Source organism: Microbacterium marmarense (assembly GCF_037204165.1).
GTDB lineage: Bacteria > Actinomycetota > Actinomycetes > Actinomycetales > Microbacteriaceae > Microbacterium > Microbacterium marmarense.
Genome location: NZ_JBBDGL010000002.1, coordinates 778,526 through 798,953 on the forward strand (window position 1 = coordinate 778,526; position 20,428 = coordinate 798,953).

A 20,428-nucleotide genomic window follows, 5' to 3' on the forward strand; every position below is an offset into this window, starting at 1 on the left:
CTACGCGGCGCCGTCGAACATGCTGGTGACCGATCCGTCTTGGAAGACTTCTTCAATCGCACGCGCGAGCAGGGGTGCGATCGGCAGCACGGTCAGCGATTCGAACCGCTTCTCTTCGGGGATCGGCACGGTATCGGTCACCACGACCTCGTCGATTGCGACGTTCTGCAGGCGTTCCACCGCAGGGTGGCTGAAGATGGCGTGTGTTGCGGCAACGATGACCCGCTTGGCGCCGCTGCGCTTCAGCGCTTCAGCAGCCTTCACGATCGTGCCGCCCGTGTCGATCATGTCGTCGACCAGCAAGCACACTCGCCCGTCGACGTCACCGACGATCTCATTGACGGTGATCTGGTTGGCCACGTTCGGGTCGCGGCGCTTGTGGATGATCGCAAGCGGTGCACCGAGACTGTCCGACCAGGTGTCGGCAACGCGCACTCGGCCCGTGTCGGGCGACACGACGGTCAGCAGTTCGCGATCATCTTGGCTCAGTGTGCTCTTGAAGTATTCCAACAGCACCGGCTTGGCGAAGAGATGGTCGACGGGGCCGTCGAAGAAACCCTGAATCTGAGCGGCGTGCAGGTCGACGCTCATGACGCGGTCAGCGCCCGCCGTCTTAAGCAGGTCAGCGACCAGTCGGGCGCTGATGGGCTCACGCCCACGACCCTTCTTGTCTTGTCGCGAATAGGGGTAATACGGCGCGACCACCGTGATTCGCTTCGCCGACGCGCGCTTGGCAGCGTCGAGCATGATGAGCGTCTCCATGAGCCACTCGTTGACCGGCGGGCCAAAGCTCTGAATGAGAAAAAGGTCGCAACCACGAATCGACACTTCGAACCGGGTGAGGATCTCTCCCGAGGCGAAGGTGCGGTACTCGGTGGGAACAAGCTCGGTGCCGAGCGCACCAGCTACGTCGAAGGCGAGTTCGGGATGGGAGCTGCCGCGTGCGACGACAAGACGCTTCTTCGTCTTGGCTACGAGGCCAGGCGCGATGTCATTGTCACGGTCAAGATCAACGGTCTTCTTCTTCGTTCGCGCCATCGTCCGCTTTCTGTGCCGCTCGTGCCTTGGCTACGGCTTCTGCCGCGCCCGTTCCTGGTCTGTTCTGCTCGACCCACCCCTCGACGTTTCGCTGAGGAGCCACGCTGAGGGCGAGTGCACCGGGGGGAACATCCTTGCGGATGACCGCCCCCGCGCCAGTCTTTGCGCCTGCGCCAATCCTAACGGGCGCGACGAAGACGTTGTGCGACCCCGAGTGCACTTCGTCACCGATTTCGGTGCGGTGCTTGGCGAGATCGTCATAGTTGGCCGTGATGGCGCCCGCGCCGAGGTTCACGCCGTTGCCGATGGTGGTGTCGCCAATGTAGGAAAGATGAGGAACCTTGCTGCGCTCACCAATCGTCGAATTCTTCGTCTCGACGAACGTGCCGATCTTGCCGCTGTCTCCGAGCACGGTACCCGGTCGCAAATAGGCGAACGGCCCAACGGTGGCGCCAGCGCCAATCACTGCAAGGGTGGCATCCGTGCGGGTGAGAATTGCGTTCTCGCCAACCTCGCAGTCGACCAAGCTCGTGTCTGGCCCGATCGTCGCGCCTGTGGCAACCGTGGTCGCTCGCAGAATGTGGCAACCGGGCAGCACTGTCACGTCAGGAGCAAGAGACGCGGTGGCGTCAATCCATGTGGTGGCAGGATCGAGAATCGTGGCGCCTTCAAGCTGCCAATGGCGCACGATGCGCGCGTTCAGCACGCGTGCTGCCTCAGCGAGCTGCACTCGGTCATTCACCCCGAGGGCCGTCGCTGCGTCAGGCGCGATATGCGCGCCGACGGCCAGCCCGGCCTGGCGCATCAGCGCGACCACGTCGGTGAGGTACATCTCGCCCTGCGCGTTGGCGGTGGTGATGTTTGCGAGGTGAGTGCGCAGCGCACGTGCGTTGAAAGCGTAGACGCCAGCGTTGATCTCGCTGACCGATGCTTCGTCGGCCGTCGCGTCTTTCTGCTCGACGATTCGTGCGACACCGCCCTGAGCGTCGCGAATGATGCGACCGTATCCGGTGGCGTCCTCGAGCGTCGCGCTCAGCAGAGTCGCGGATGCCTGCGCCTCACGGTGCTGCGCGAGCAGAGCGCCGAGAGCATCGGACTCGAGCAGCGGCACGTCGCCGCTGAGCACGAGAATGTCACCATCGAAGTCAGTCAGCGCGTCCAGCGCGACCTGCACTGCCCGGCCGGTGCCAGCGATCTCATCCTGATCGACGACAACTGCCCCGGGCACAGCCTCTCGCACAGCAGTCGCCACCAACTCGCGCTCATGACGAACAACAACGCACACCGTATCGGGCTCGAGCACAAGCGCGGTATCGAGCACGTGCCCCACCAGAGTGCGACCGCCGATGCGGTGCAGCATCTTCGGCAGCGAAGATTTCATGCGGGTGCCCTGGCCTGCGGCCAGAACGATCACTGCGAGCGAATTGCCAGACATGCTCCGCCGCCAGGACTCGAACCTAGACCTAACAGCTCCAAAGGCTGTCGTGCTGCCATTACACCACGGCGGAACGGCCACCAAGAGGCGACCGTCTACCAGTCTGCCAGAGGTTGGCGGTGCGTCCCCACCGCGACGGACATGTCACAGTCGATAATGAGGGAATGCCCCCTGAAGCCGACGAAGTTGACCGCATCGTTGAAGCCTGGGTCGCGCAGCGTCCCGACCTCGACTTTTCACCGCTCGGTGTGCTCTCGCGGGTCGATCGGCTCTCACGGCACCTCGACCGTGCGCGCCGTGATGCCTTTCGCCGCAGCGATCTGGAACCCTGGGAATGGGATGTGCTTTCCGCGCTGCGCCGGGCGGGCGAGCCGTTTCAGCTCAGCCCGAAGCAGTTGCTTCAGCAGACGCTGGTCTCGAGCGGCACGATGACCAACCGCATCGATCGCCTCGTCGGTCGCCGACTCGTGAAGCGAGAATCAGATCCCGGTGATGGCCGCAGCGTGCTGGTGACCATCACCGAAGAAGGCCGAACGCGGGTGGATGCGGCGATCACGCGCCTCGTAGACGCCGAAGCACTGCTGCTGAGCACACTTTCACGACCCGACCGCGAACGACTAGCCGCGCTGCTGCGAAAGCTCAGCATCGGTTTCGACGGCTGAGTCTCTGCCGAGATTGACCGTGGTGGTCACTCCAGCACTTCACTCAACTCGAACCAGCGAGCCTCCGCCACTTCGCGTTCTGATTCAAGAGCGCCAATTCGAGACATTTCGGCACCGAGGCCGGCAAAATCGGTCTGATCATGGTCTGCCATAGCCGTGCGCGCTGCCACGATCTGGGATTCCAGCTTGCTCATTCGACGTTCGAGAGCGGCCAATTCTTTCTGCGCATTGCGCAGCTCCGCGCCCGCGAGCTTTGGCTTCGAACTGGTCGTATCAAGCGCAGCGGACTTCTCGGGTCCGTTGCGCTCCCGCTCGCGCAGCCGAAGGTACTCATCGACGCCGCCGGGCAAGTGGCGCAGGTGCCCACTCAGGATGGCGTACTGCTGGTCGGTGACACGCTCGAGGAAGTAGCGATCGTGCGAGACCACCAACAGTGTGCCTGGCCAGGTGTCGAGGAGATCTTCCATCGCCGCGAGCATGTCGGTGTCGAGATCATTCGTCGGCTCGTCGAGAATCAGTACGTTGGGTTGCTCGAGCAAGATCATCAGCAGCTGCAGTCGTCGCTTCTGGCCACCAGAGAGGTCTTTCACGGGGGTCGACAGCTGCGCGCCGGCAAATCCCATGCGCTCGAGCAACTGGCCGGGTGTGAGCTCCGCCGATTTGCTGCCGCTACCGAAGGTGTAGGTCGTACGCAAGCCAGCGATGACCACGCGCACGGGCTTATCCAGGTGCGCTTCGAGCTCGTCGAGGCGCTGCGTGAGAGTCGCTACCTGCACGGTCGTTCCGCGCTTGACGCGACCGGTCGTCGGTTCGACTTCGCCCGAGACCAACCCGAGCAGGGTCGACTTGCCGACGCCGTTGACACCGAGAATTCCGGTGCGCTCGCCGGGAGCAATTCGCCACTCGAAAGGGTGAAGAACTTCACGGTCGCCGTAGGTGACGCCGGCGTCCAGCAGGTCTACAACATCTTTGCCTAGACGCGATACGGCCAGGGACTGCAGCGCGACCGGGTCGCGAATCTCGGGCACGTCGGCGATCAGCTCGTTTGCGGCATCGATGCGAAACTTGGGTTTCGTTGAGCGGGCGGGCGCTCCGCGACGCAGCCATGCGAGTTCTTTCCGCGCGAGATTCTTGCGGCGTTGCTCGATCACGGCGCTCTGGCGGTCGCGTTCAACCCGCTGCAAGATGTACGCAGCATAGCCACCCTCGAACGGCTCGACGATGCGGTCGTGAACCTCCCAGGTCTTGGTGCAGATCTCGTCGAGAAACCACCTGTCGTGTGTGACGACGAGCAAGCCACCGCTAGCAGCAGACCAGCGTCGCTTGAGGTGCTGCGCGAGCCAGGCGATGGCTTCGACGTCGAGGTGGTTCGTCGGCTCGTCCAGAAAGAGCACATCGTCGTCACCGGTCAACAGAGCCGCAAGCGCGACACGTCGACGTTGCCCACCCGAAAGGCCTTCGATGGGGCCGTCCCAGTCGAGTCCAGACAGGAGACCAGCGATCACGTCGCGTACGTTCGCATCGCCGGCCCACTCGTATTCGGGCATATCGCCTACGACTGCCTGCGCGATAGTCATCGTGCCATCAAGAGTGTCCGCTTGGTCGAGCACACCGACGCGCACTCCCCCGCGAACCGTTACGCGCCCAGAATCGGGTTGCAGACGACCGGCGAGCATCGCCATGAGAGACGATTTACCGTCGCCGTTTCGACCGACGATTCCGATGCGATCCCCCTCGTCGATGCCGAGAGAAACGCCGTCGAAAACGACTTTGGTGGGAAATTCTAGGTGGAGGCCTTCAGCCCCGAGCAGATGTGCCATGTCTCCTCAAGGCTATGCGACAAAGCGGTGACGAACTGCGAGCAAGCGCTCGCGGCCCGTCACCGCCTTGCAGAGCCGATGGGATCAGAGAAGACCGTTCTCAGTCAACCAGTCCGTGGCTGCGGTGGCAGCCGATGCCTGCTCGTCTCCCTCAACGCGATCGCGAAGCGCGATCAGATCGTCGGTAGTGAGCGCGGCAGAGATCTCGTTGAGCACTGCCGCGAGCTCTTCCGAGTCAATCGCAGTGCTGGCCAGCGGAATGATGTTCTGCGCGGCAATGAGGTTCTCTGGATCCTCAAGCACGACAAGGTCCTCAGCGACGAGAGCGGGTGAAGTCGTGTAGATGTCGGCCACCTGCACCGTGTCGTCGACGAGCTGCTTCACAGTGTCAGGCCCGCCGAAGTCTTCAATCGGCACGAATTCGACGTCTGTGACGCCGTAGACCGATGCCAGGCCCGGAATGCCGTAGCCGAGCTCGCCGAACTGCGGGTTCGCGCCGAGCACGAACGGCTGCACTCCGGCAAGGTCACCTATCTCGGTGAGATCGTTCGCCTCGGCAAACTCGCTCGTCACGACGTACGCATCCTTGTCTTCGGCCGCGGCGGAGTCGTAGACCACGAGATCGTCGGCCGCGACTGCGTCGACCAGCGCGGCGTCGACATCCTCAGTGGTGCGCTCTTCAAACTCGGTGTCGTAGTACGCAAGCAGGTTGCCGTTGTACTCGGGTATCAGATTGATCGACCCATCTTGCAGGGCAGGGATCGTCTGCTGACGCGGTCCGATGTTGAACTGAGTGTCGACATCGAATCCCGCTGCTTCAAGCGCCTGGGCGTAGATCTCACCCAAAATTTCGCTCTCAGGAAACGCGAAAGATCCTACGACGATCGTGTCTGACATCGCATTTGTATCGCCGTCGGTCTCGGGAGCTGTGGGGTCGGACTGCGTGCACCCTGCCAGAGCTACGACAGCTCCGACCGCGATGAGGCTTGCGGCCACCCGGCCCTTCTTTGAAAATCTCATGCTGTGACATTCCCTTCTCGGATTGGTGTTTCCACCGCCGCCGACGAGCGGGTCGCTCGTCGGCGAAGCTTTGTTTCCTTGGCGCGTACGGCATGATTGCCAGCGCCCGGCACTCGAGTGAGTCGTTGGACAATGGCAAACGCACCGTCGATGACTAGCGCAACAACGGTTACGAGAATCGCGCCGCCAAGTATTCGGTCGTAGTCGTTGAGGCCGATCCCGCTCGAGATGACACGACCTATGCCGCCGAGTCCCGCGTAGGACGCGATCACCGCTGTCGCTATGACTTGAAGGACTCCGGAACGCAGTCCGCCGATGATCAGCGGCAACGCGAGTGGAATCTCTACCCGTGTCAGAATCTGCATCTCAGTCATGCCGTTTGCCCGCGCTGCATCGATCGTCTGTCGAGACACCGATTCCAGTCCGGCGTACGCACCCGCAAGAATCGACGGGATAGCCAGAATCACAAGAGCGATCATGGTTCCCCAAAACACCCCGGCGGTGCCCCTCACCATCGATCCCAAGACCATGGTGAGAAAGAACAGCACCCCAAGTGTCGGCAACGCACGCATGGCACCGGTGAAGCTGATCACAAACTGCCTGCCTCGACCAGTGTGGCCAATGTAGAAGCCCGCGGGCAACGCGATCAGCGCCGCGATGGCGACCGCCAGGAACGTGTATAGCAAGTGCTCAGCAATTCGGTCTTGCAAGGGCAACGGCGACTGGGAGCCCGGCTGCCAATTGGCCGGATCGAACAACCAGGCGAACGCATCAATGAAGAGATTCATGCGGGCTCACTCGCCTTGATCGGCGCGGCCATGCTGGCAATATCCGCGCGGCGAGCGGACGCTTTGTCGTTCCGATTCCATGGCAATAGCAGGCGTCCTGCCGCGACCAGAATCATGTCAAAAATGAGGGCGATCAACAGACTCGCGACGATGCCGACCACGACTTCTTCGAGATTGTTTCGTGCTTTGCCGTTGACAAACAGGTATCCGAGGTTCTGCGAGCCGATGAGCACACCCACCGAGACCAACGCGATCGTTGACACCGAGACGATCCGCAAGCCGGCAAGTAGCACGGGCCCCGCGAGCGGGAACTCAACCCTCCAGAATCTGCTCCAGCGCGAGAAACCCATCGCTGTAGCTGACTGTTTGGTATCGACCGAGACAGACGCAAAGGCGTCTGCAGATGACCGAACCATGATCGCAACGGCATAGATGGTGAGCGCCACGATGAGGTTGATATCGCTCAGCACACGAGTGCCGAGTATCGCGGGCAAGATCACGAACAGTGGGAGTGACGGAATCGTGTAAAGCAGGCTTGTGATCGTGACGATCGTCCCGCGCGCAGCGCGGCCAGCCAGAGTCGCGCGGCCAAGCGGCACTGCAATGACAAAGCCGAGCACGATCGGAATGATGCTCAACCGGATGTGGTTGAGACTCAGCTCCCAAACGAGCTCGAAGTTGGCGAACAGCCAGCTCACGAGCTACTTTCGACGATCGCGCCTTGTGTGCGACCTGCGCTATCGACCACAACAGTGCCATGAGGTGTCTTTTTGAGCCGGAGCGCGCGCTTACCTCGATCGGCGCCGATAAAGTCTGCGACGAAGTCAGATGCCGGCCGCTCGATGATCTCGCTCGGCGCGCCCACTTGCGCGATCTGGGCACCTTTTTGCAGGATCACGACCTGGTCTCCGAGGAGGAATGCTTCGTCAATGTCGTGTGTGACGAAAACCACGGTCTTACCCAGCCCCTGCTGAAGTCGGAGCAGTTCTTGTTGAAGATCGGCCCGCACAATCGGGTCCACGGCGCCGAACGGCTCGTCCATGAGCAGTATGTTCGGATTTGCGGCAAGTCCTCTTGCAACCCCGACCCGCTGTTGTTGCCCGCCAGATAGCTGGCGTGGGTAGCGCTTGGCGAGTGCCCGGTCAAGGCCGACCGTGTCGAGTAACTCCATTGCCTGCGCACGCGCTTGTTTGCGAGCGACGCCCCGAAGCACGGGAACAGTGGCGATGTTGTCGATCACCGTGAAGTGCGGCATCAAGCCCGAGTTCTGCATGACGTAGCCGATGCTGCGGCGAAGTTTCACGGGCTCACGGGTGGCGATGTCATCGCCATCGATCGAGATGGTGCCGCTGGTGGCATCCACCATGCGATTGATCATTCGCAGCAGCGTGGTCTTGCCGCACCCTGACGAGCCAACCAGAACGGTTGTCTTGTGCGGTGGCATGAGGAGACTGAAGTCGTCTACCGCGGTGGTGCCGTCAGGGAACTGCTTGGTGACGTGTTCGAACTCAATCATGGCGATAACCCCCACTGGGTGGAGTTTCGAGCGTATCGGACGCCCCACCCCCTAGGGCGGGGAGCAGAAGAATTGCTCTCAGGCGTGTAATATCCTCGCGCCCGCCACCGGGCCATGAACATGAAGTGCGTGATACCCGGCGGCCGCCAGGCTGATCTGAAGATCAAGCGCCGATTCACGATCGCCGGCGAGGAACGCAGTCGTCGGGCCAGAACCTGACACCACGCTCGCCAGGGCCCCGGCTCGATCGCCCAGTTCAAGGGTGTCACGAAGCTCCGGCCTGATCGCAAGAGCTGCCGCCTGCATATCGTTTCGCACGTGCTCGGCTAGTGCGCTGGGGTCTCCTGCTCGCAACGCGTGAAGCACGCCCGGTGCAACGTCACGCACTTGCGAGCGGGCGAACGCAATGGCCCCGTTATCACGCAACTCGTCCAACTTGCCGTAGACCTCGGGGGTCGACAGCCCCGCCTCGCTGGTGACCAAGACCCAATCGAAGCGCCCCTTGGCCAGCGCCGGACTGAGCTCGTCACCACGGCCGGTACCGATCGCCGTGCCTCCCATGAGCGCGAAAGGCACGTCGGCTCCCAGCCGCGCTCCGAGGCGCTGCAATTCAGCGTGGCTCAGGTCGCTGCCCCACAGCGCATCACAAGCGACAAGGGCCGCCGCAGCGTCGGCAGACCCACCACCCATCCCGCCGGCAACCGGCACGTGTTTCACGATGTCAAGGTGCACGCCCCCGGTATGACCAATGGTCTTGGCAAGCAATCTCGCGGCTCGAACAGCGAGATTTCGGTCATCGGCGGGCACGGTGGAAACATCTACCGTGCCCGAAATCGCGATGGTGAACTCGTCCGCGTCTTCGGCCCAAAGGTCTTCATAGAGCGAAACTGCTTGATACGCCGACGCGACGTCATGAAAGCCATCGTCTTTGAGCGGGCCAACCTCGAAGAACACATTGAGCTTGCCGGGCGCACGCACGCGGACACCCGGCGTGGTCATCGCCTCGCTCACTCCTGCTCCGGCTCCGCCCACATACCTTCACCCATGTCTTGCGACAGCGCGTCGATCTGCTCGAGCTCTTCGGCCGTGAAGGCGGGGCCGTCCAACGCCGCCAGATTCTCGTCGATCTGAGCGGGCCGCGAGGCTCCGATGAGCGCTGAGGCGACGACAGAGTCGCGCAGCACCCACTGCAGGGCCAGCTGCGCCAGCGACTGCCCGCGTTCGCGCGCGATGGTGTCGAGTCCGCGAAGACGCGTCGCCCCTTTCTCGCTCACCTGCTTGCCCGGCAGCGAAGAACGCTGTTGTGCACGATCGGCGGGACCCCCGGCGAGGTACTTGTCTGTGAGCAGCCCCTGCGCGAGCGGGGTGAAGACGATCGCACCCATGTTCTCTTGCTTGAGCGCCGCAGTCAGACCATCTTCGATCCACCTGTTCGCGATCGAGTACGACGGCTGATGAATCACCAACGGTGTGCCCATCGAGCGCGCGATAGCGGCAGCTTCAACCGACTGCTGCGCGGAGTACGACGAGATGCCCACGTAGAGCGCCTTACCCTGCCGCACGAGCGTGTCGAGCGCGCCAATGGTCTCCTCCATCGGAACGTCGGCGTCGAAGCGATGGGAGTAGAAGATATCGACGTAGTCGATGCTCATGTTCTTGAGCGAACGCTCGGCGCTCGCGAGGACGTATTTGCGCGAACCCCCGTTGCCGTATGGCCCGGGCCACATGTCGTAGCCCGCCTTCGACGAGATGATGAGCTCATCACGATAGGGCGCGAAGTCCTCGCGCATCATGCGCCCGAAGTTGATCTCAGCAGTTCCGTACGGCGGGCCGTAGTTATTGGCAAGGTCGAAGTGCGTGATGCCGCGGTCGAAGGCGTGGCGCAACAGTGCCCGCTGGTTGTCGAATGGAATGTTGTCGCCGAAGTTCCACCACAGGCCAAGCGAAATGGCGGGAAGAACAAGCCCTGAATTGCCCACGCGGCGAAAGTCGGGCGCGTCGTAGCGCTCGGTGGCAGCCAGGTACGGACGGTTCAGGTCGCCGCCACGGGAAAGGTATCGCGATTGTTCAGTCACACGCTTAGGCTACCGGCGCAACACGGGCGATTCGCACGAAGTCTTCGATCGACAGTTGCTCACCGCGTGCGGTTGGGGCGACTCCCGCACTTTCCAAAATGGCGGATGCTGCCGCGGCTGAGCCGCCAAGAACGCTAGCGAGCGCCTGACGCAGCATTTTTCGACGCTGACCAAAGGCAGCATCCACGATTTCGAACGTTCTTCGCCGCTCGGCTTCGCTCCCGCGCGGGTCGGAGTCTCGATCAAACGCCACCAAGACGCTGTCAACATTGGGCACGGGCCAGAACACCTGCCGCGATACCGTGCCGGCAAGACGCCAACAGCCGTACCACGCGGCCTTCACACTCGGTGAGCCATACACCTTCGATCCGGGTGGGGCCGCAAGGCGCTCCCCCACCTCGGACTGCACCATAACCACGCCCCGCTCGATGAAATCGAAGTGCTCGAGGAAGTGCAGCAACACCGGCACCGACACGTTGTACGGCAAATTTGCCACGAGCACAGTCGGTCTTCCGTCAAGCTCAGTGATTCGCAGCGCATCAGCATCCACCACTGTGAGAGCGCCGGGCTCTACCCCGTGAGAAGCCGCCGTGGAGGGCAACTTCTCAGCGAGGCGATGGTCGATCTCGACCGCCGTGACACGAGCACCCGTCTCGAGGATCGCGAGCGTGAGCGAGCCGAGGCCAGGCCCCACCTCGACGACACGCTCGTGCGGTTGCACCTTGGCCACGTGAACGATCTTTCTCACCGAGTTCGCATCGACCACGAAGTTCTGACCGAGCTTCTTCGTGGGAGTGACATCAAGCTCAGCGGCAAGTGCGCGAATCTCCGCGGCACCCAGAAGTGTTACGGGCATGCGTTTACTGTAACCAGTAGCGCATCGTAACGCGGCGCACGCCCGGCCGCATGACGCGCTTTCGCGCGCTAACGTGACGTCTATGAACTCCAGCGATGCCCTTCCTGCGGATACATTTTCGATCCGCAGCCCCTATGGAAAACGTGCGATCGGCCTTGCTGTCGCCGCCGCGGTCGGAGGGTTTCTGTTCGGCTTCGATTCGTCGGTCGTCAATGGCGCCGTCGAGTCAATTCAGAGCGACTTCGCACTCAACGACTTCGTTACCGGCCTCGTGGTTGCCGTCGCACTTCTCGGCTGCGCTGCGGGAGCAATGCTGGCAGGAAGCCTCGCCGACCGGTGGGGTCGACTCAAAGTCATGTGGCTGGGCGCAATTCTCTTCTTCGTCAACTCGGTGGGCGCCGCTCTGGCATTCAGCGTGTGGGATCTGGCGCTGTGGCGCGTGGTCGGCGGACTCGGCATCGGCATCGCCTCCGTCATCGCGCCGGCCTACATCGCTGAGGTCGCACCGCGTCAGATTCGCGGTGGTCTGGCCTCGCTGCAGCAACTCGCCATCACGCTCGGCATCTTCACCGCGTTGCTGAGCGACTATTGGCTTGAAGACATCGCCGGCGGCGCCGACAACGTGCTGTGGCTCGGCCTCGAGGCGTGGCGATGGATGTTCCTCGTCGGAGTGTTCCCCGCTGCCGTGTACGGTGTGCTCTCGTTCACGCTGCCCGAGTCACCTCGCTATCTGATCGCCAAGGGACGAAGCGACGAAGCACGAAAGATCTATTCGCGTCTCGTGCCTGAGGTTGACCTCGACAAGACGATGAACGAGCTGATCGCAGCCATCGAAACCGATCAGAAGAACGCGAACGTCTCGCTGCGTGGAAAAGCGTTCGGTCTGCAGCCGATCGTCTGGATCGGCATCATCTTGTCGGTGTTCCAGCAGTTCGTTGGCATCAACGTCATCTTCTACTATTCGACGAGTCTGTGGAACTCGGTCGGCCTGACCAACGCACCGCTGATCAGCGTGGTGACGAGCGTCACAAACGTGCTTGTGACGCTGGTGGCGATCTTCCTCGTTGACCGCGTGGGGCGAAAGCCGATTCTTCTCACCGGCTCGGTCATCATGGCGATATCGCTGGGGGCGATGGCATTGTCATTTGCGTTCGCGGAGGGATCGGGCGACGATCTGAGCCTTCCCGGCGTGTGGGCACCGATCGCCATCGTGGCTGCCAACCTGTTCGTCGTGGGCTTTGGCGCTTCGTGGGGGCCGCTGGTATGGGTGCTTCTGGGCGAGATCTTCCCCAACCGCATCCGTGCCAAAGCGCTCGGCGTCGCTGCCGGCGCACAGTGGCTCGCGAACTTCACGATCACCATGACCTTCCCCGCGATGTCGACATGGTCGCTGCCGTTCACGTACGGGATGTACGCCATGTTCGCGGCGCTGTCGTTCTTCTTCGTGCTGCTGCGCATTCCCGAAACCAAGGGGATGGAGCTAGAACAGTCTGAGACCCTGTTTGCACGCAAGCGCAAAGACTGACGCACGCGGCACCGGCGGCCACCTGCGTCGCCGCCGGTGCGCACCGCTCGGCCCGACTACTGCGAGAACGAGCCGTAGACGTCGATCGTGTTGACAGCGATCTGCGCGCAAAGCTCGTTGACGTCAACGCCGAGCTCAGCAGCCATGAAGCGAACAGTCACGGGAATCAGATAGGGCGCGTTCGGTCGTCCGCGATGCGGAGTTGGAGTGAGAAACGGCGCGTCGGTCTCGACGAGAATGCGCTCCAACGGGGTGACCGCGAGGGCATCGCGCAAGTTCTGTGCGTTCTTGAACGTGACGTTGCCCGCGAACGAAAGGTAGTATCCGCGGTGCGCTGAGTACCGCGCCATCTCGGCGTCACCCGAGAAGCAATGAAAGACGGTTCGTTCGGGCGCTCCGACCCGCTCAAGGGTTTCGAGTACGGCATCGTGCGCGTCACGATCGTGAATCTGCATGGCGATGTCGTGCTTCTTGGCCAGCGCAATGTGTGCTTCGAAGCTCTCGAACTGGGCGGGAAGGCGCTCAGGCTCGGTCCGAAAAAAGTCGAGACCGGTTTCACCGATCGCGCGAACTCGCGGTTGCGCAGCGAGCGCATCGATCGCCTCAAGCGCTTCATCGAGTCGTCCTGCTTCGGCGTACACCGGCGCTTCGTTCGGATGGATCGCTACGGCCGCAAGCACCCGCGGATCCGACTGAGCTGCCCATGCCGACCACTGGCTGGATTCAATGTCGCCCCCAGCCTGAACGACGCCGATCACCCCGACCTCAGCCGCGCGATCAAGCTGCTCGCCGAGCGTGCGCGGTTCGTCGCCATCCGCGATCTCGAGATGACAGTGATTGTCGTACAGCACGACGGCGAGCGGGTCAGGAGCCGCAGGCCAGCGAACATCTCTCGAGCCGTCGTTGTGACGCTCACGCACGTAGTTGCTCGGGTCGCTCATCGCGTGCAGGCCTACTGCTCCACTCGCGGGAACAACGGCACCAAAGCGGCGACGCTCGTGCCCGACTGCAGAATGCCCCACGAACCGGCCTCTCGAACCGGCTGGTTCTGAAGGGAACCTAACGAACTGTCTGCACCGAGGGCAGTCCACAGCTTCGCGGTAGCAATGGGCATCACCGGTGACAGCAACACCGCGAGCGCACGCAGCCCCTCTGCAGCGGTGTACAAGACCGTAGCCAGCCGATCGCGCTGTGCTTCGTCTTTCGACAGTGCCCACGGTTCGTTCTCGGTGATGTACAGGTTCAGCGCGTCGACGATCGTCCAGATCGACGAAATCGCTTCATCGATGCGGAAGCGTTCGATGGCCGCATCGGCAGCCACGGCGGCATCTGAGACCGTCTTTTGAATGCGCACGTCGCCGTCGCTGTAGTCAACAGCTTCAGGAACCACACCGTCGAAGTAGCGCTCGATCATTGCAATCGTGCGCGAGGCCAGGTTGCCGAAGCCATTGGCGAGTTCGGCCTGGTAGCGAGCGGAGAGGTCTTCCCATGAGAATGAGCCGTCTTGGCCGAACGCGATTGCCGAGAGAAAGTAGAAGCGGTACGCATCTGAGCCGAACACATCGGTGATCTCGCTCGGCGCGATGCCGGTGAGCTTGGACTTCGACATCTTCTCGCCGCCGACCAACAACCAGCCGTGGGCGAAGACTCCTCGGGGCACTTCGAGGCCTGCGGCCATCAGCATCGCCGGCCAGATGACGGCGTGGAAGCGAAGAATGTCTTTTCCGACGACGTGGTAGGCCGGCCAGCGGCGCGCGAACTCTTCGGGCTCCGCCCCGTAGCCCACGGCCGTGGCGTAGTTGAGGAGCGCATCGACCCACACGTAGATGACGTGGCTCTCATCCCACGGAACCTGGATGCCCCAGTCAAAGGTCGAGCGCGAGATCGACAGGTCTTTGAGGCCCTGCTTGACGAACGACGCGACCTCGTTTCGCGCCGAGTCTGGGCGAATGAAATCGGGGGCGCTGGAATACAGCTCGAGCAGTCGGTCTTGAAACTCGCTGAGCTTGAAGAAATAGTTCTTCTCTTGCAGAAGTTCCAGCGGTTTCGAGTGGATCGCGCAGACCTTCAGGCCCTCGAAGGGACCGGCGCCGTCGACGATCTCAGACTCCGTCTTGAATTCCTCACACCCAACGCAGTAGAGCGCCTCGAACTCGCCCGCGTAGATGTAGCCGCGGTCATAGATCGCCTGCACGAAAGCCTTGACGCGATCTTCGTGTCGCGGCTGCGTGGTTCGAATGAAGTCATCGTTGGCGACGTCAAGCGTCTCGAGCAGCGGAAACCACTCTTGCGTCACAAGCCGATCGACCCACTCCTGTGGAGTGGCGCCGTTCGCCGACGCAGCGCGCATCATCTTCTGACCGTGCTCGTCGGTGCCCGTGAGCATCCACGTGTCGTCGCCTGCCTGGCGATGCCAGCGCGCGAGTGTATCGACAGCCACGGTCGTGTACCCGTGACCGATGTGCGGAACATCGCTCGGGTAGTAGATCGGCGTCGTGATGTAGAAAGAACTGCCGGAAGTCACTTGAAGATTCTAGTTCGAGTGGATGCTGCGCATCACCGTGTGACAAGAACAGTCGAGGTTGCCGGCAATTGCTAGAGCTTCGCCGAGCTCTTTGTGCGCGCGGCGAGCGAAGCCTGATAGAGCTCCCGCGACGAATGCCCGGTGTGCTGCGAGACCTCTGAGGAGGCATCCTTGAGGCGCGTACCCGAGGCAACGAGAGAAAGCACCTGCGCGACAGCGTCGTCGAATGCGATTTCCTGAGGCTCGGCTCCGGCAACGACGATGACGAGTTCACCGCGAACGCCAGCATCTGCCCAGGTGACGAGTTCTGCCAGTGTTCCTCGCGCCGTCTCTTCGTAGAACTTCGTGAGTTCTCGGCACACCGCTGCCCTTCGAGCAGCACCGAAGACCTCTGCCATGTCGCTCAGCGTGGCGGCGACGCGTGTTGGCGCGTCGAAGAAGACCATCGTGCGCGACTCAGCACCAAGCGCTCGAAAGGCCGAGACCCGCTCGCCATGCTTGCGCGCAACGAAGCCTTCGAAGGTGAATCGATCGGTCGGCAGCCCTGACACAGCGAGCGCGGTCAGCACCGCGCTCGGACCGGGTATCGCGGTGACTCCCACTCCCGCAGCAGCAGCCGCCGCCACAAGCCCGTAGCCGGGGTCGCTCACCGTCGGCATGCCCGCGTCACTCAGCACCAGCACATCTCGTTCGCGCGCGAGTTCGACGATCTCGGGCGAACGTTCTTTCTCGTTGTGGTCGTGCAAAGCGATCAAACGCGGGCGGTTGGCCACGTTGAGCGCTGCAAGCAGTCGTTGCGTGGTGCGGGTATCTTCGGCAGCGATCACCGTGATCTCTTCAAGTGTTTCGACGAGCCGGCGAGACGCGTCGCCCAGGTTTCCGATGGGCGTCGCAGCAAGAATGATCACGCCCCCAGCCTAGACTTGGGCGGGTGACCGATGCCTCTACGCCTGCCGCCGGGTTGCTCCCCGACGCTCGCCCGAGCATCTACGACCGCTTCGTCGGTCGCATGCGCGACGACGAGCGGGCACGCCGAACGTACTCGTGGCTCGCTCCGTTGCTGGTGACCCTGCTCGCGGGCATTCTGCGATTCTGGAACCTCGCGCATCCTCACGATCTGATGAATCAGTTCGATGAGACCTACTACGTCAAAGATGGGTGGACGCTCACCCAGCTGGGGTACGAGGCCGCGTGGCCTGAAGGAGCCAATGAGAGCTTTCTCGCGGGCAACACCGGAATCTTCTTGACCGATCCGTCGTTTGTGATTCATCCTCCTCTGGGCAAATGGATCATCGGCGTCGGCATGCTGCTGTTCGGCTCCGACAACGGGTGGGGCTGGCGTTTCACCACCGCACTGCTCGGCACGGCTGCGGTGCTTGTGCTGATGCTGCTCGCCAAACGGATGACCCGCTCAACGACGTTCGCCGTTGTCGCAGGGTTGCTGATGGCGACCGACGGCCTCGCAATCTCGATGAGCCGCGTCGCGCTGCTCGATATGACGCTGACGTTCTTCGTGCTGCTCGCCTTTCTGTTCGTAGTCATCGACCGGCAACGAACGATGGAACGCATCGCACTGACCGTCTCGGCGCGATTCGACGGCGATGAGCCGCCCGCTTGGGGGCCAATACTGTGGAACCGCCCCTGGATCATTGCTGCTGGCGCGACACTCGGTGCGGCGAGCGCGGTCAAATGGTCGGGTGCGTGGGTGCTTGCTGGCATCGGCATCTATCTGGTCGTCACCGACGCTCTCGCCCGCCGCCGCGCAGGCGTGCTGTTCTGGCCGACGGACGCCGTGCGGCAGGGGCTCGCCTCGTTCGTGCTGCTCGTGCCGGTCGCTCTCGTGACCTACGTCGCGTCGTGGTCGGGGTGGCTGCTGACCGACGGTGGCTATGACCGCCACGCCGCAGACGCGAATCCCGCTACCGGGCTGTTCTCGTGGGTGCCACTGTCGTTTCAGAGCCTGTGGCTCGACCACGTCGCGATATACAACTCCGCCGCGGGGATTTCTTCAGCGCATTCCTACGCGAGTCCAGCCTGGCAGTGGCCGCTGCTTCTTCGACCTACCTCGATGTACTACCACCAAGACGCTCTGGGTGAGGCGGGGTGCACGAGTGCGAGTGGTTGCTCGCAGGCCATCCTCAGCAATCCAAATCCCCTGGTCTGGTACGCAGGTGTGGTTGCTGTCATCTACCTCGTCTATCGCTTCGTGATGCGTCGAGAATGGCAAGACGCCTTGGTGCTCGCCGGGCTCGTGATGACCTACGTGCCGTGGCTGTTTTATCCCGAGCGAACGATCTTTCAGTTCTATACGGTGCTGATGTTGCCGTTCATGCTGATCGCCCTCACCACGGCGCTGCGAGATATTCGAGGGCCCTGGGATGCCGATCGGTATCGGCGTCTGACCGGGCAACGCCTGGTATGGGTGTTCCTCTGGGTGGTCGTCGCACTTGCGATTTTCTGGTACCCGCTTGCTACTGCAATGTCAGTCCCCTACGACTTTTGGCGACTCCACACCGATTCATTGTTCAGTTGGGTCTAGGACTGCGTCGGTGAGGTGGGTGTGAATGCGCGCACCCTCGGTGTTGAAGATGCTGATGATCTGGGCGGGTTTGGCTCCGTCTGCTGACAGCGAGTGCGGCACCCGCGTGTCGAACTCTGCGGCCTCTCCGCGCGTCAGCACCAAATCCTGGTCGCCGAGCCTCAACCGCAGCTTGCCCGCGAGCACGTAGAGCCACTCGAAACCGTCGTGAGTGCGAAGCTCGGGTAATGCGGCGCCGCCCGGGTAGGTGACTTTGAAGGTCTGCACCGGAGAGTCCTCGAGCGTGAGGGGTGCCACGATGTGGCCATGCTCGCGAATCTCAGGGCGACGAACCCGCGGATCGCGAGCTTCGTCGGGCAGCAGATCATCGACACGAATGCCTAATTGCCTGGTGAGCGGAAGCAGCAGTTCCAGGGTTGCCTGCCGTTTTCCCGATTCCAGGCGCGAGAGAGTGCTCGGCGAGACCCGCGCACGTTTGGCTAGGTCGTCGAGAGTCCACCCCCGCGCTTTGCGGACCGCTCTTAGTCGAGGGCCTACCTGATCTAGCTCGCTCATAAGACACTCCTTGCTGTTTCTGCAAGTTAGCTTGCCATACTCGCTAGATCAGGTGAAGCTCTGATCATGAAGACTTCGACGTGGGACACCATTGTGATTGGCGGCGGCCCGGCAGGACTCAGCGCCGCTCTGATGCTGGGTCGCTCGAGAAGACGAGTACTCGTGCTCGACACTTCAGAGCCACGCAATCGCTTCGCTGACCACATGCACGGCGTGCTCGGCCACGAAGGCGCCGCACCCTGGGAACTCGCAGCACGCGGGCGCGCCGAGGTGGAGCAGTATGGCGTGACCGTTCACAGTGACGCCGCTGAGCATGTGCGCTCGACCGAGCGGCAAGTCGAAGTCAGCCTTCGCGATGGCGAGACGCAACGCGCCCGCTCTCTCGTCATCGCATCCGGAGCGTCCGACGAGCTGCCGCAGATTCCCGGACTGGCCGAGCACTGGGGCTCCTCTGTCTTGCACTGCCCCTACTGCCACGGCTGGGAAGTGAAGGATCGTCGAATCGGTGTGCTGATGGTGTCATCCGCGGGATTGCACCACGCGCAGCTCGTGAGGCAGCTCAGCGAGAGCGTCACCGTTTTTCTCAGCGCCGGGGTCGAACTCGACGCAGATTCGCTGAGCCGATTCAACGCCCGCGGCGTGGTCGTCGTCACCAGCGAGGTCATCGAGGTGCTCGGCGAGACACCGGAGCTGAGGGGAGTGAAGACCGCTGACGGCGCGACTGTCGAGCTCGACGCACTCTTTGTCGCCGCACCGGCACGTGCGCGCGATGCATTCCTGAGCGATGTCGAACTCGACGTCTCGGAAGGCCCGATGGGAACTTTCATCGAAGCTGACGCGATGGGCCAGACGAGTGATGCGCGCATCTGGGCGGTCGGCAACGTCGTGACCCCCTACGCAAACGTGCCGTTGTCAATGGGAATGGGGTCGATGACGGGCGCAGCCGTGAACGCGTTCCTCACGAATGCGGATTTCGACAACGCCACGGCGAAAGGCCCAGCATCCGACCCTCAGCCCGAGATCGAACCGGTCACGTTCTGAAACAAGAGCTATAGCGACAACGCCCAGCGTCTGGTTAGGCAAGCCGACCAGACGCTGGGCGAAGCGCATGTACGTTCGCAGACCTCGCGACGCGGGTGCTCATCGCCGAGGTGCGCTCACGCGAAGCGACAAGCCCTTCGGGTGAGCCAGCACTCCTCGACGACAGCGTGCTGCTGCGGCGCTGCTAGTTGAGCTCGGTTGGGTGCGCGCCGACTCGACCGGAACCGTCACCGGGATCCAGCGCGTCGATCGCTGCCATCTCATCTGCGCTGAGTTCGAAGTCGACGACGTTGAGGTTCTCTGCGAGCCGCTCGCGACGCACTGACTTCGGGAAGACGATGAAGCCGCGCTGCAGGTGCCAGCGAATAATCGCCTGCGCAGGAGTCTTTTCGTGCGCAGCCGCTGCGGCGGCAACCGGCTCTGCACCAAAGAGGTCATACTTGCCCTGCCCGAGAGGGCCCCAGGACTCGATGCGCACGTCGTGCTTATCGGCCCAGGCCGTGATATCGCTCTGCTGGTACGCGGGGTGCAGTTCGATCTGGTTCACCGCCGGAACCACGCCGGTCGCAGACACAATCTCGTCGAGGTGCGACACGAGGTGATTGGAGACACCGATGCTGGTGGCCAAACCTGCCTCGCGAATCTCAATCATCTTCTCCCACGCGTGCACGTACTTGTTGTTGGCAGGGGCTGGCCAGTGCACCAGATAGAGATCTACGCGATCGAGACCCAGCTTTTCGAGACTTTCCGCGATCGCCGCGTGCGGCTGTTCGCCGTCATGGCGGTCGTTCCACAGCTTTGTCGTGATGAAGAGCTCGTCGCGAGGAATACCTGAGGCGGCAATGGCTGCGCCTACGCCGGCTTCATTGCCGTAGATCGCCGCGGTGTCGATGTGGCGGTAGCCCAATTCGAGCGCTTCGCTCACAGCCCGCGCGGTGTCGTCTTCGGGCACCAAGAAGACGCCGTAGCCGAGTTGTGGAATCGAGTTGCCGTCATTGAGCATCACGTGAGGAATTGTCATAGATCAAGCCTAG

19 protein-coding genes and 1 tRNA gene are annotated in these 20,428 nt (G+C 62.4%); 4 read left to right on the forward strand and 16 right to left on the reverse strand.

Annotated elements, in window-relative coordinates:
• From WDU96_RS10165 to WDU96_RS10175, 3 genes are all read right to left on the reverse strand, one after another.
• Complete coding sequence (locus WDU96_RS10165) at window positions 1-1,038, reverse strand: ribose-phosphate diphosphokinase (RefSeq protein WP_337338359.1); 1,038 nt, start codon at window positions 1,036-1,038, stop codon at window positions 1-3.
• Window positions 1,010-2,473, reverse strand: a complete 1,464-nt coding sequence (gene glmU / locus WDU96_RS10170) for a bifunctional UDP-N-acetylglucosamine diphosphorylase/glucosamine-1-phosphate N-acetyltransferase GlmU (RefSeq protein WP_337338360.1) — start codon at window positions 2,471-2,473, stop codon at window positions 1,010-1,012. Before glmU ends, WDU96_RS10165 begins: the two co-directional genes overlap by 29 nt.
• A 1-nt stretch (window position 2,474) precedes the next feature.
• Window positions 2,475-2,546 (reverse strand) — tRNA-Gln (locus WDU96_RS10175).
• 91 nt (window positions 2,547-2,637) lie between these two features.
• Here WDU96_RS10175 and WDU96_RS10180 point away from each other — a divergent pair.
• Window positions 2,638-3,135, forward strand: a complete 498-nt coding sequence (locus WDU96_RS10180; RefSeq protein WP_337338361.1) for a MarR family winged helix-turn-helix transcriptional regulator — start codon at window positions 2,638-2,640, stop codon at window positions 3,133-3,135.
• Between the two features lie 26 nt (window positions 3,136-3,161).
• On the opposite strand, the gene WDU96_RS10185 is transcribed toward WDU96_RS10180, so the two are convergent.
• From WDU96_RS10185 to rsmA, 8 genes are all read right to left on the reverse strand, one after another.
• Window positions 3,162-4,955 carry an ABC-F family ATP-binding cassette domain-containing protein gene (locus WDU96_RS10185; protein WP_337338362.1) on the reverse strand — a complete coding sequence of 598 codons (1,794 nt, stop codon included), beginning with the start codon at window positions 4,953-4,955 and terminating at the stop codon, window positions 3,162-3,164.
• A gap of 84 nt (window positions 4,956-5,039) precedes the next feature.
• The gene (locus tag WDU96_RS10190; RefSeq protein WP_337338363.1) at window positions 5,040-5,975 is read right to left on the reverse strand and encodes an ABC transporter substrate-binding protein; all 936 of its coding nucleotides are present in this window, start codon (window positions 5,973-5,975) and stop codon (window positions 5,040-5,042) included.
• Window positions 5,972-6,763, reverse strand: coding sequence for an ABC transporter permease (locus WDU96_RS10195; protein WP_337338364.1), 792 nt, complete (start codon window positions 6,761-6,763; stop codon window positions 5,972-5,974). The genes WDU96_RS10190 and WDU96_RS10195 overlap by 4 nt, the downstream gene beginning before the upstream one ends.
• Window positions 6,760-7,461: an ABC transporter permease gene (locus WDU96_RS10200; protein ID WP_337338365.1), complete on the reverse strand. Its 702-nt coding sequence runs from the start codon at window positions 7,459-7,461 to the stop codon at window positions 6,760-6,762. The genes WDU96_RS10195 and WDU96_RS10200 overlap by 4 nt, the downstream gene beginning before the upstream one ends.
• On the reverse strand, window positions 7,458-8,279 hold the full coding sequence (locus tag WDU96_RS10205; protein WP_337338366.1) for an ABC transporter ATP-binding protein: 822 nt from the start codon (window positions 8,277-8,279) through the stop codon (window positions 7,458-7,460). Before WDU96_RS10205 ends, WDU96_RS10200 begins: the two co-directional genes overlap by 4 nt.
• A gap of 78 nt (window positions 8,280-8,357) precedes the next feature.
• Window positions 8,358-9,278, reverse strand: a complete 921-nt coding sequence (locus WDU96_RS10210; RefSeq protein ID WP_337338367.1) for a 4-(cytidine 5'-diphospho)-2-C-methyl-D-erythritol kinase — start codon at window positions 9,276-9,278, stop codon at window positions 8,358-8,360.
• Between the two features lie 8 nt (window positions 9,279-9,286).
• The gene (locus WDU96_RS10215) at window positions 9,287-10,354 is read right to left on the reverse strand and encodes an aldo/keto reductase (RefSeq protein WP_337338368.1); all 1,068 of its coding nucleotides are present in this window, start codon (window positions 10,352-10,354) and stop codon (window positions 9,287-9,289) included.
• A gap of 4 nt (window positions 10,355-10,358) precedes the next feature.
• Window positions 10,359-11,210: a 16S rRNA (adenine(1518)-N(6)/adenine(1519)-N(6))-dimethyltransferase RsmA gene (rsmA, locus tag WDU96_RS10220; protein ID WP_337338369.1), complete on the reverse strand. Its 852-nt coding sequence runs from the start codon at window positions 11,208-11,210 to the stop codon at window positions 10,359-10,361.
• A gap of 82 nt (window positions 11,211-11,292) precedes the next feature.
• Here rsmA and WDU96_RS10225 point away from each other — a divergent pair, with 82 nt between their 5' ends.
• Complete coding sequence (locus WDU96_RS10225; protein WP_337338370.1) at window positions 11,293-12,735, forward strand: sugar porter family MFS transporter; 1,443 nt, start codon at window positions 11,293-11,295, stop codon at window positions 12,733-12,735.
• Window positions 12,736-12,791: 56 nt separating this feature from the next.
• Here WDU96_RS10225 and WDU96_RS10230 read toward each other — a convergent pair whose 3' ends face one another.
• The 3 genes from WDU96_RS10230 to rsmI all read right to left on the reverse strand — a co-directional run bounded on the left by WDU96_RS10230 (window position 12,792) and on the right by rsmI (window position 16,167).
• Window positions 12,792-13,676 (reverse strand): TatD family hydrolase, encoded by an 885-nt coding sequence (locus WDU96_RS10230; protein WP_337338371.1) that lies wholly within the window; start codon window positions 13,674-13,676, stop codon window positions 12,792-12,794.
• 11 nt (window positions 13,677-13,687) lie between these two features.
• Window positions 13,688-15,259: a methionine--tRNA ligase gene (gene metG / locus WDU96_RS10235; RefSeq protein WP_337338372.1), complete on the reverse strand. Its 1,572-nt coding sequence runs from the start codon at window positions 15,257-15,259 to the stop codon at window positions 13,688-13,690.
• A 71-nt stretch (window positions 15,260-15,330) separates the two neighbouring features.
• Window positions 15,331-16,167: a 16S rRNA (cytidine(1402)-2'-O)-methyltransferase gene (rsmI, locus tag WDU96_RS10240; protein WP_337338373.1), complete on the reverse strand. Its 837-nt coding sequence runs from the start codon at window positions 16,165-16,167 to the stop codon at window positions 15,331-15,333.
• 23 nt (window positions 16,168-16,190) lie between these two features.
• On the opposite strand from rsmI, the gene WDU96_RS10245 reads away from it, so the two are divergent.
• Entirely contained in the window at window positions 16,191-17,798 is a 1,608-nt protein-coding gene (locus tag WDU96_RS10245; RefSeq protein ID WP_337338374.1) for a dolichyl-phosphate-mannose--protein mannosyltransferase, read from the forward strand.
• Here the strand turns inward: WDU96_RS10245 and WDU96_RS10250 are convergent.
• Complete coding sequence (locus WDU96_RS10250; RefSeq protein WP_337338375.1) at window positions 17,778-18,353, reverse strand: helix-turn-helix domain-containing protein; 576 nt, start codon at window positions 18,351-18,353, stop codon at window positions 17,778-17,780. The genes WDU96_RS10245 and WDU96_RS10250 overlap by 21 nt on opposite strands.
• Before the next feature lie 66 nt (window positions 18,354-18,419).
• Between WDU96_RS10250 and WDU96_RS10255 the strand changes: the two genes are divergently transcribed.
• Entirely contained in the window at window positions 18,420-19,394 is a 975-nt protein-coding gene (locus WDU96_RS10255; protein ID WP_337338376.1) for an NAD(P)/FAD-dependent oxidoreductase, read from the forward strand.
• Between the two features lie 184 nt (window positions 19,395-19,578).
• Here the strand turns inward: WDU96_RS10255 and WDU96_RS10260 are convergent, their stop codons facing one another.
• Window positions 19,579-20,415 (reverse strand): aldo/keto reductase, encoded by an 837-nt coding sequence (locus tag WDU96_RS10260; RefSeq protein WP_337338377.1) that lies wholly within the window; start codon window positions 20,413-20,415, stop codon window positions 19,579-19,581.
• Window positions 20,416-20,428: the final 13 nt, after the last annotated feature.

Coding starts and splice junctions, on each gene's coding strand:
- WDU96_RS10165 (WP_337338359.1), bottom strand. CDS start 1,038: ATGGCGCGAACGAAGAAGAAGACCGTTGATCTTGACCGTGACAATGAC.
- glmU (WP_337338360.1), bottom strand. CDS start 2,473: ATGTCTGGCAATTCGCTCGCAGTGATCGTTCTGGCCGCAGGCCAGGGC.
- WDU96_RS10180 (WP_337338361.1), top strand. CDS start 2,638: ATGCCCCCTGAAGCCGACGAAGTTGACCGCATCGTTGAAGCCTGGGTC.
- WDU96_RS10185 (WP_337338362.1), bottom strand. CDS start 4,955: ATGGCACATCTGCTCGGGGCTGAAGGCCTCCACCTAGAATTTCCCACC.
- WDU96_RS10190 (WP_337338363.1), bottom strand. CDS start 5,975: ATGAGATTTTCAAAGAAGGGCCGGGTGGCCGCAAGCCTCATCGCGGTC.
- WDU96_RS10195 (WP_337338364.1), bottom strand. CDS start 6,763: ATGAATCTCTTCATTGATGCGTTCGCCTGGTTGTTCGATCCGGCCAAT.
- WDU96_RS10205 (WP_337338366.1), bottom strand. CDS start 8,279: ATGATTGAGTTCGAACACGTCACCAAGCAGTTCCCTGACGGCACCACC.
- WDU96_RS10210 (WP_337338367.1), bottom strand. CDS start 9,278: ATGACCACGCCGGGTGTCCGCGTGCGTGCGCCCGGCAAGCTCAATGTG.
- rsmA (WP_337338369.1), bottom strand. CDS start 11,210: ATGCCCGTAACACTTCTGGGTGCCGCGGAGATTCGCGCACTTGCCGCT.
- WDU96_RS10225 (WP_337338370.1), top strand. CDS start 11,293: ATGAACTCCAGCGATGCCCTTCCTGCGGATACATTTTCGATCCGCAGC.
- WDU96_RS10230 (WP_337338371.1), bottom strand. CDS start 13,676: ATGAGCGACCCGAGCAACTACGTGCGTGAGCGTCACAACGACGGCTCG.
- WDU96_RS10250 (WP_337338375.1), bottom strand. CDS start 18,353: ATGAGCGAGCTAGATCAGGTAGGCCCTCGACTAAGAGCGGTCCGCAAA.
- WDU96_RS10255 (WP_337338376.1), top strand. CDS start 18,420: ATGAAGACTTCGACGTGGGACACCATTGTGATTGGCGGCGGCCCGGCA.
- WDU96_RS10260 (WP_337338377.1), bottom strand. CDS start 20,415: ATGACAATTCCTCACGTGATGCTCAATGACGGCAACTCGATTCCACAA.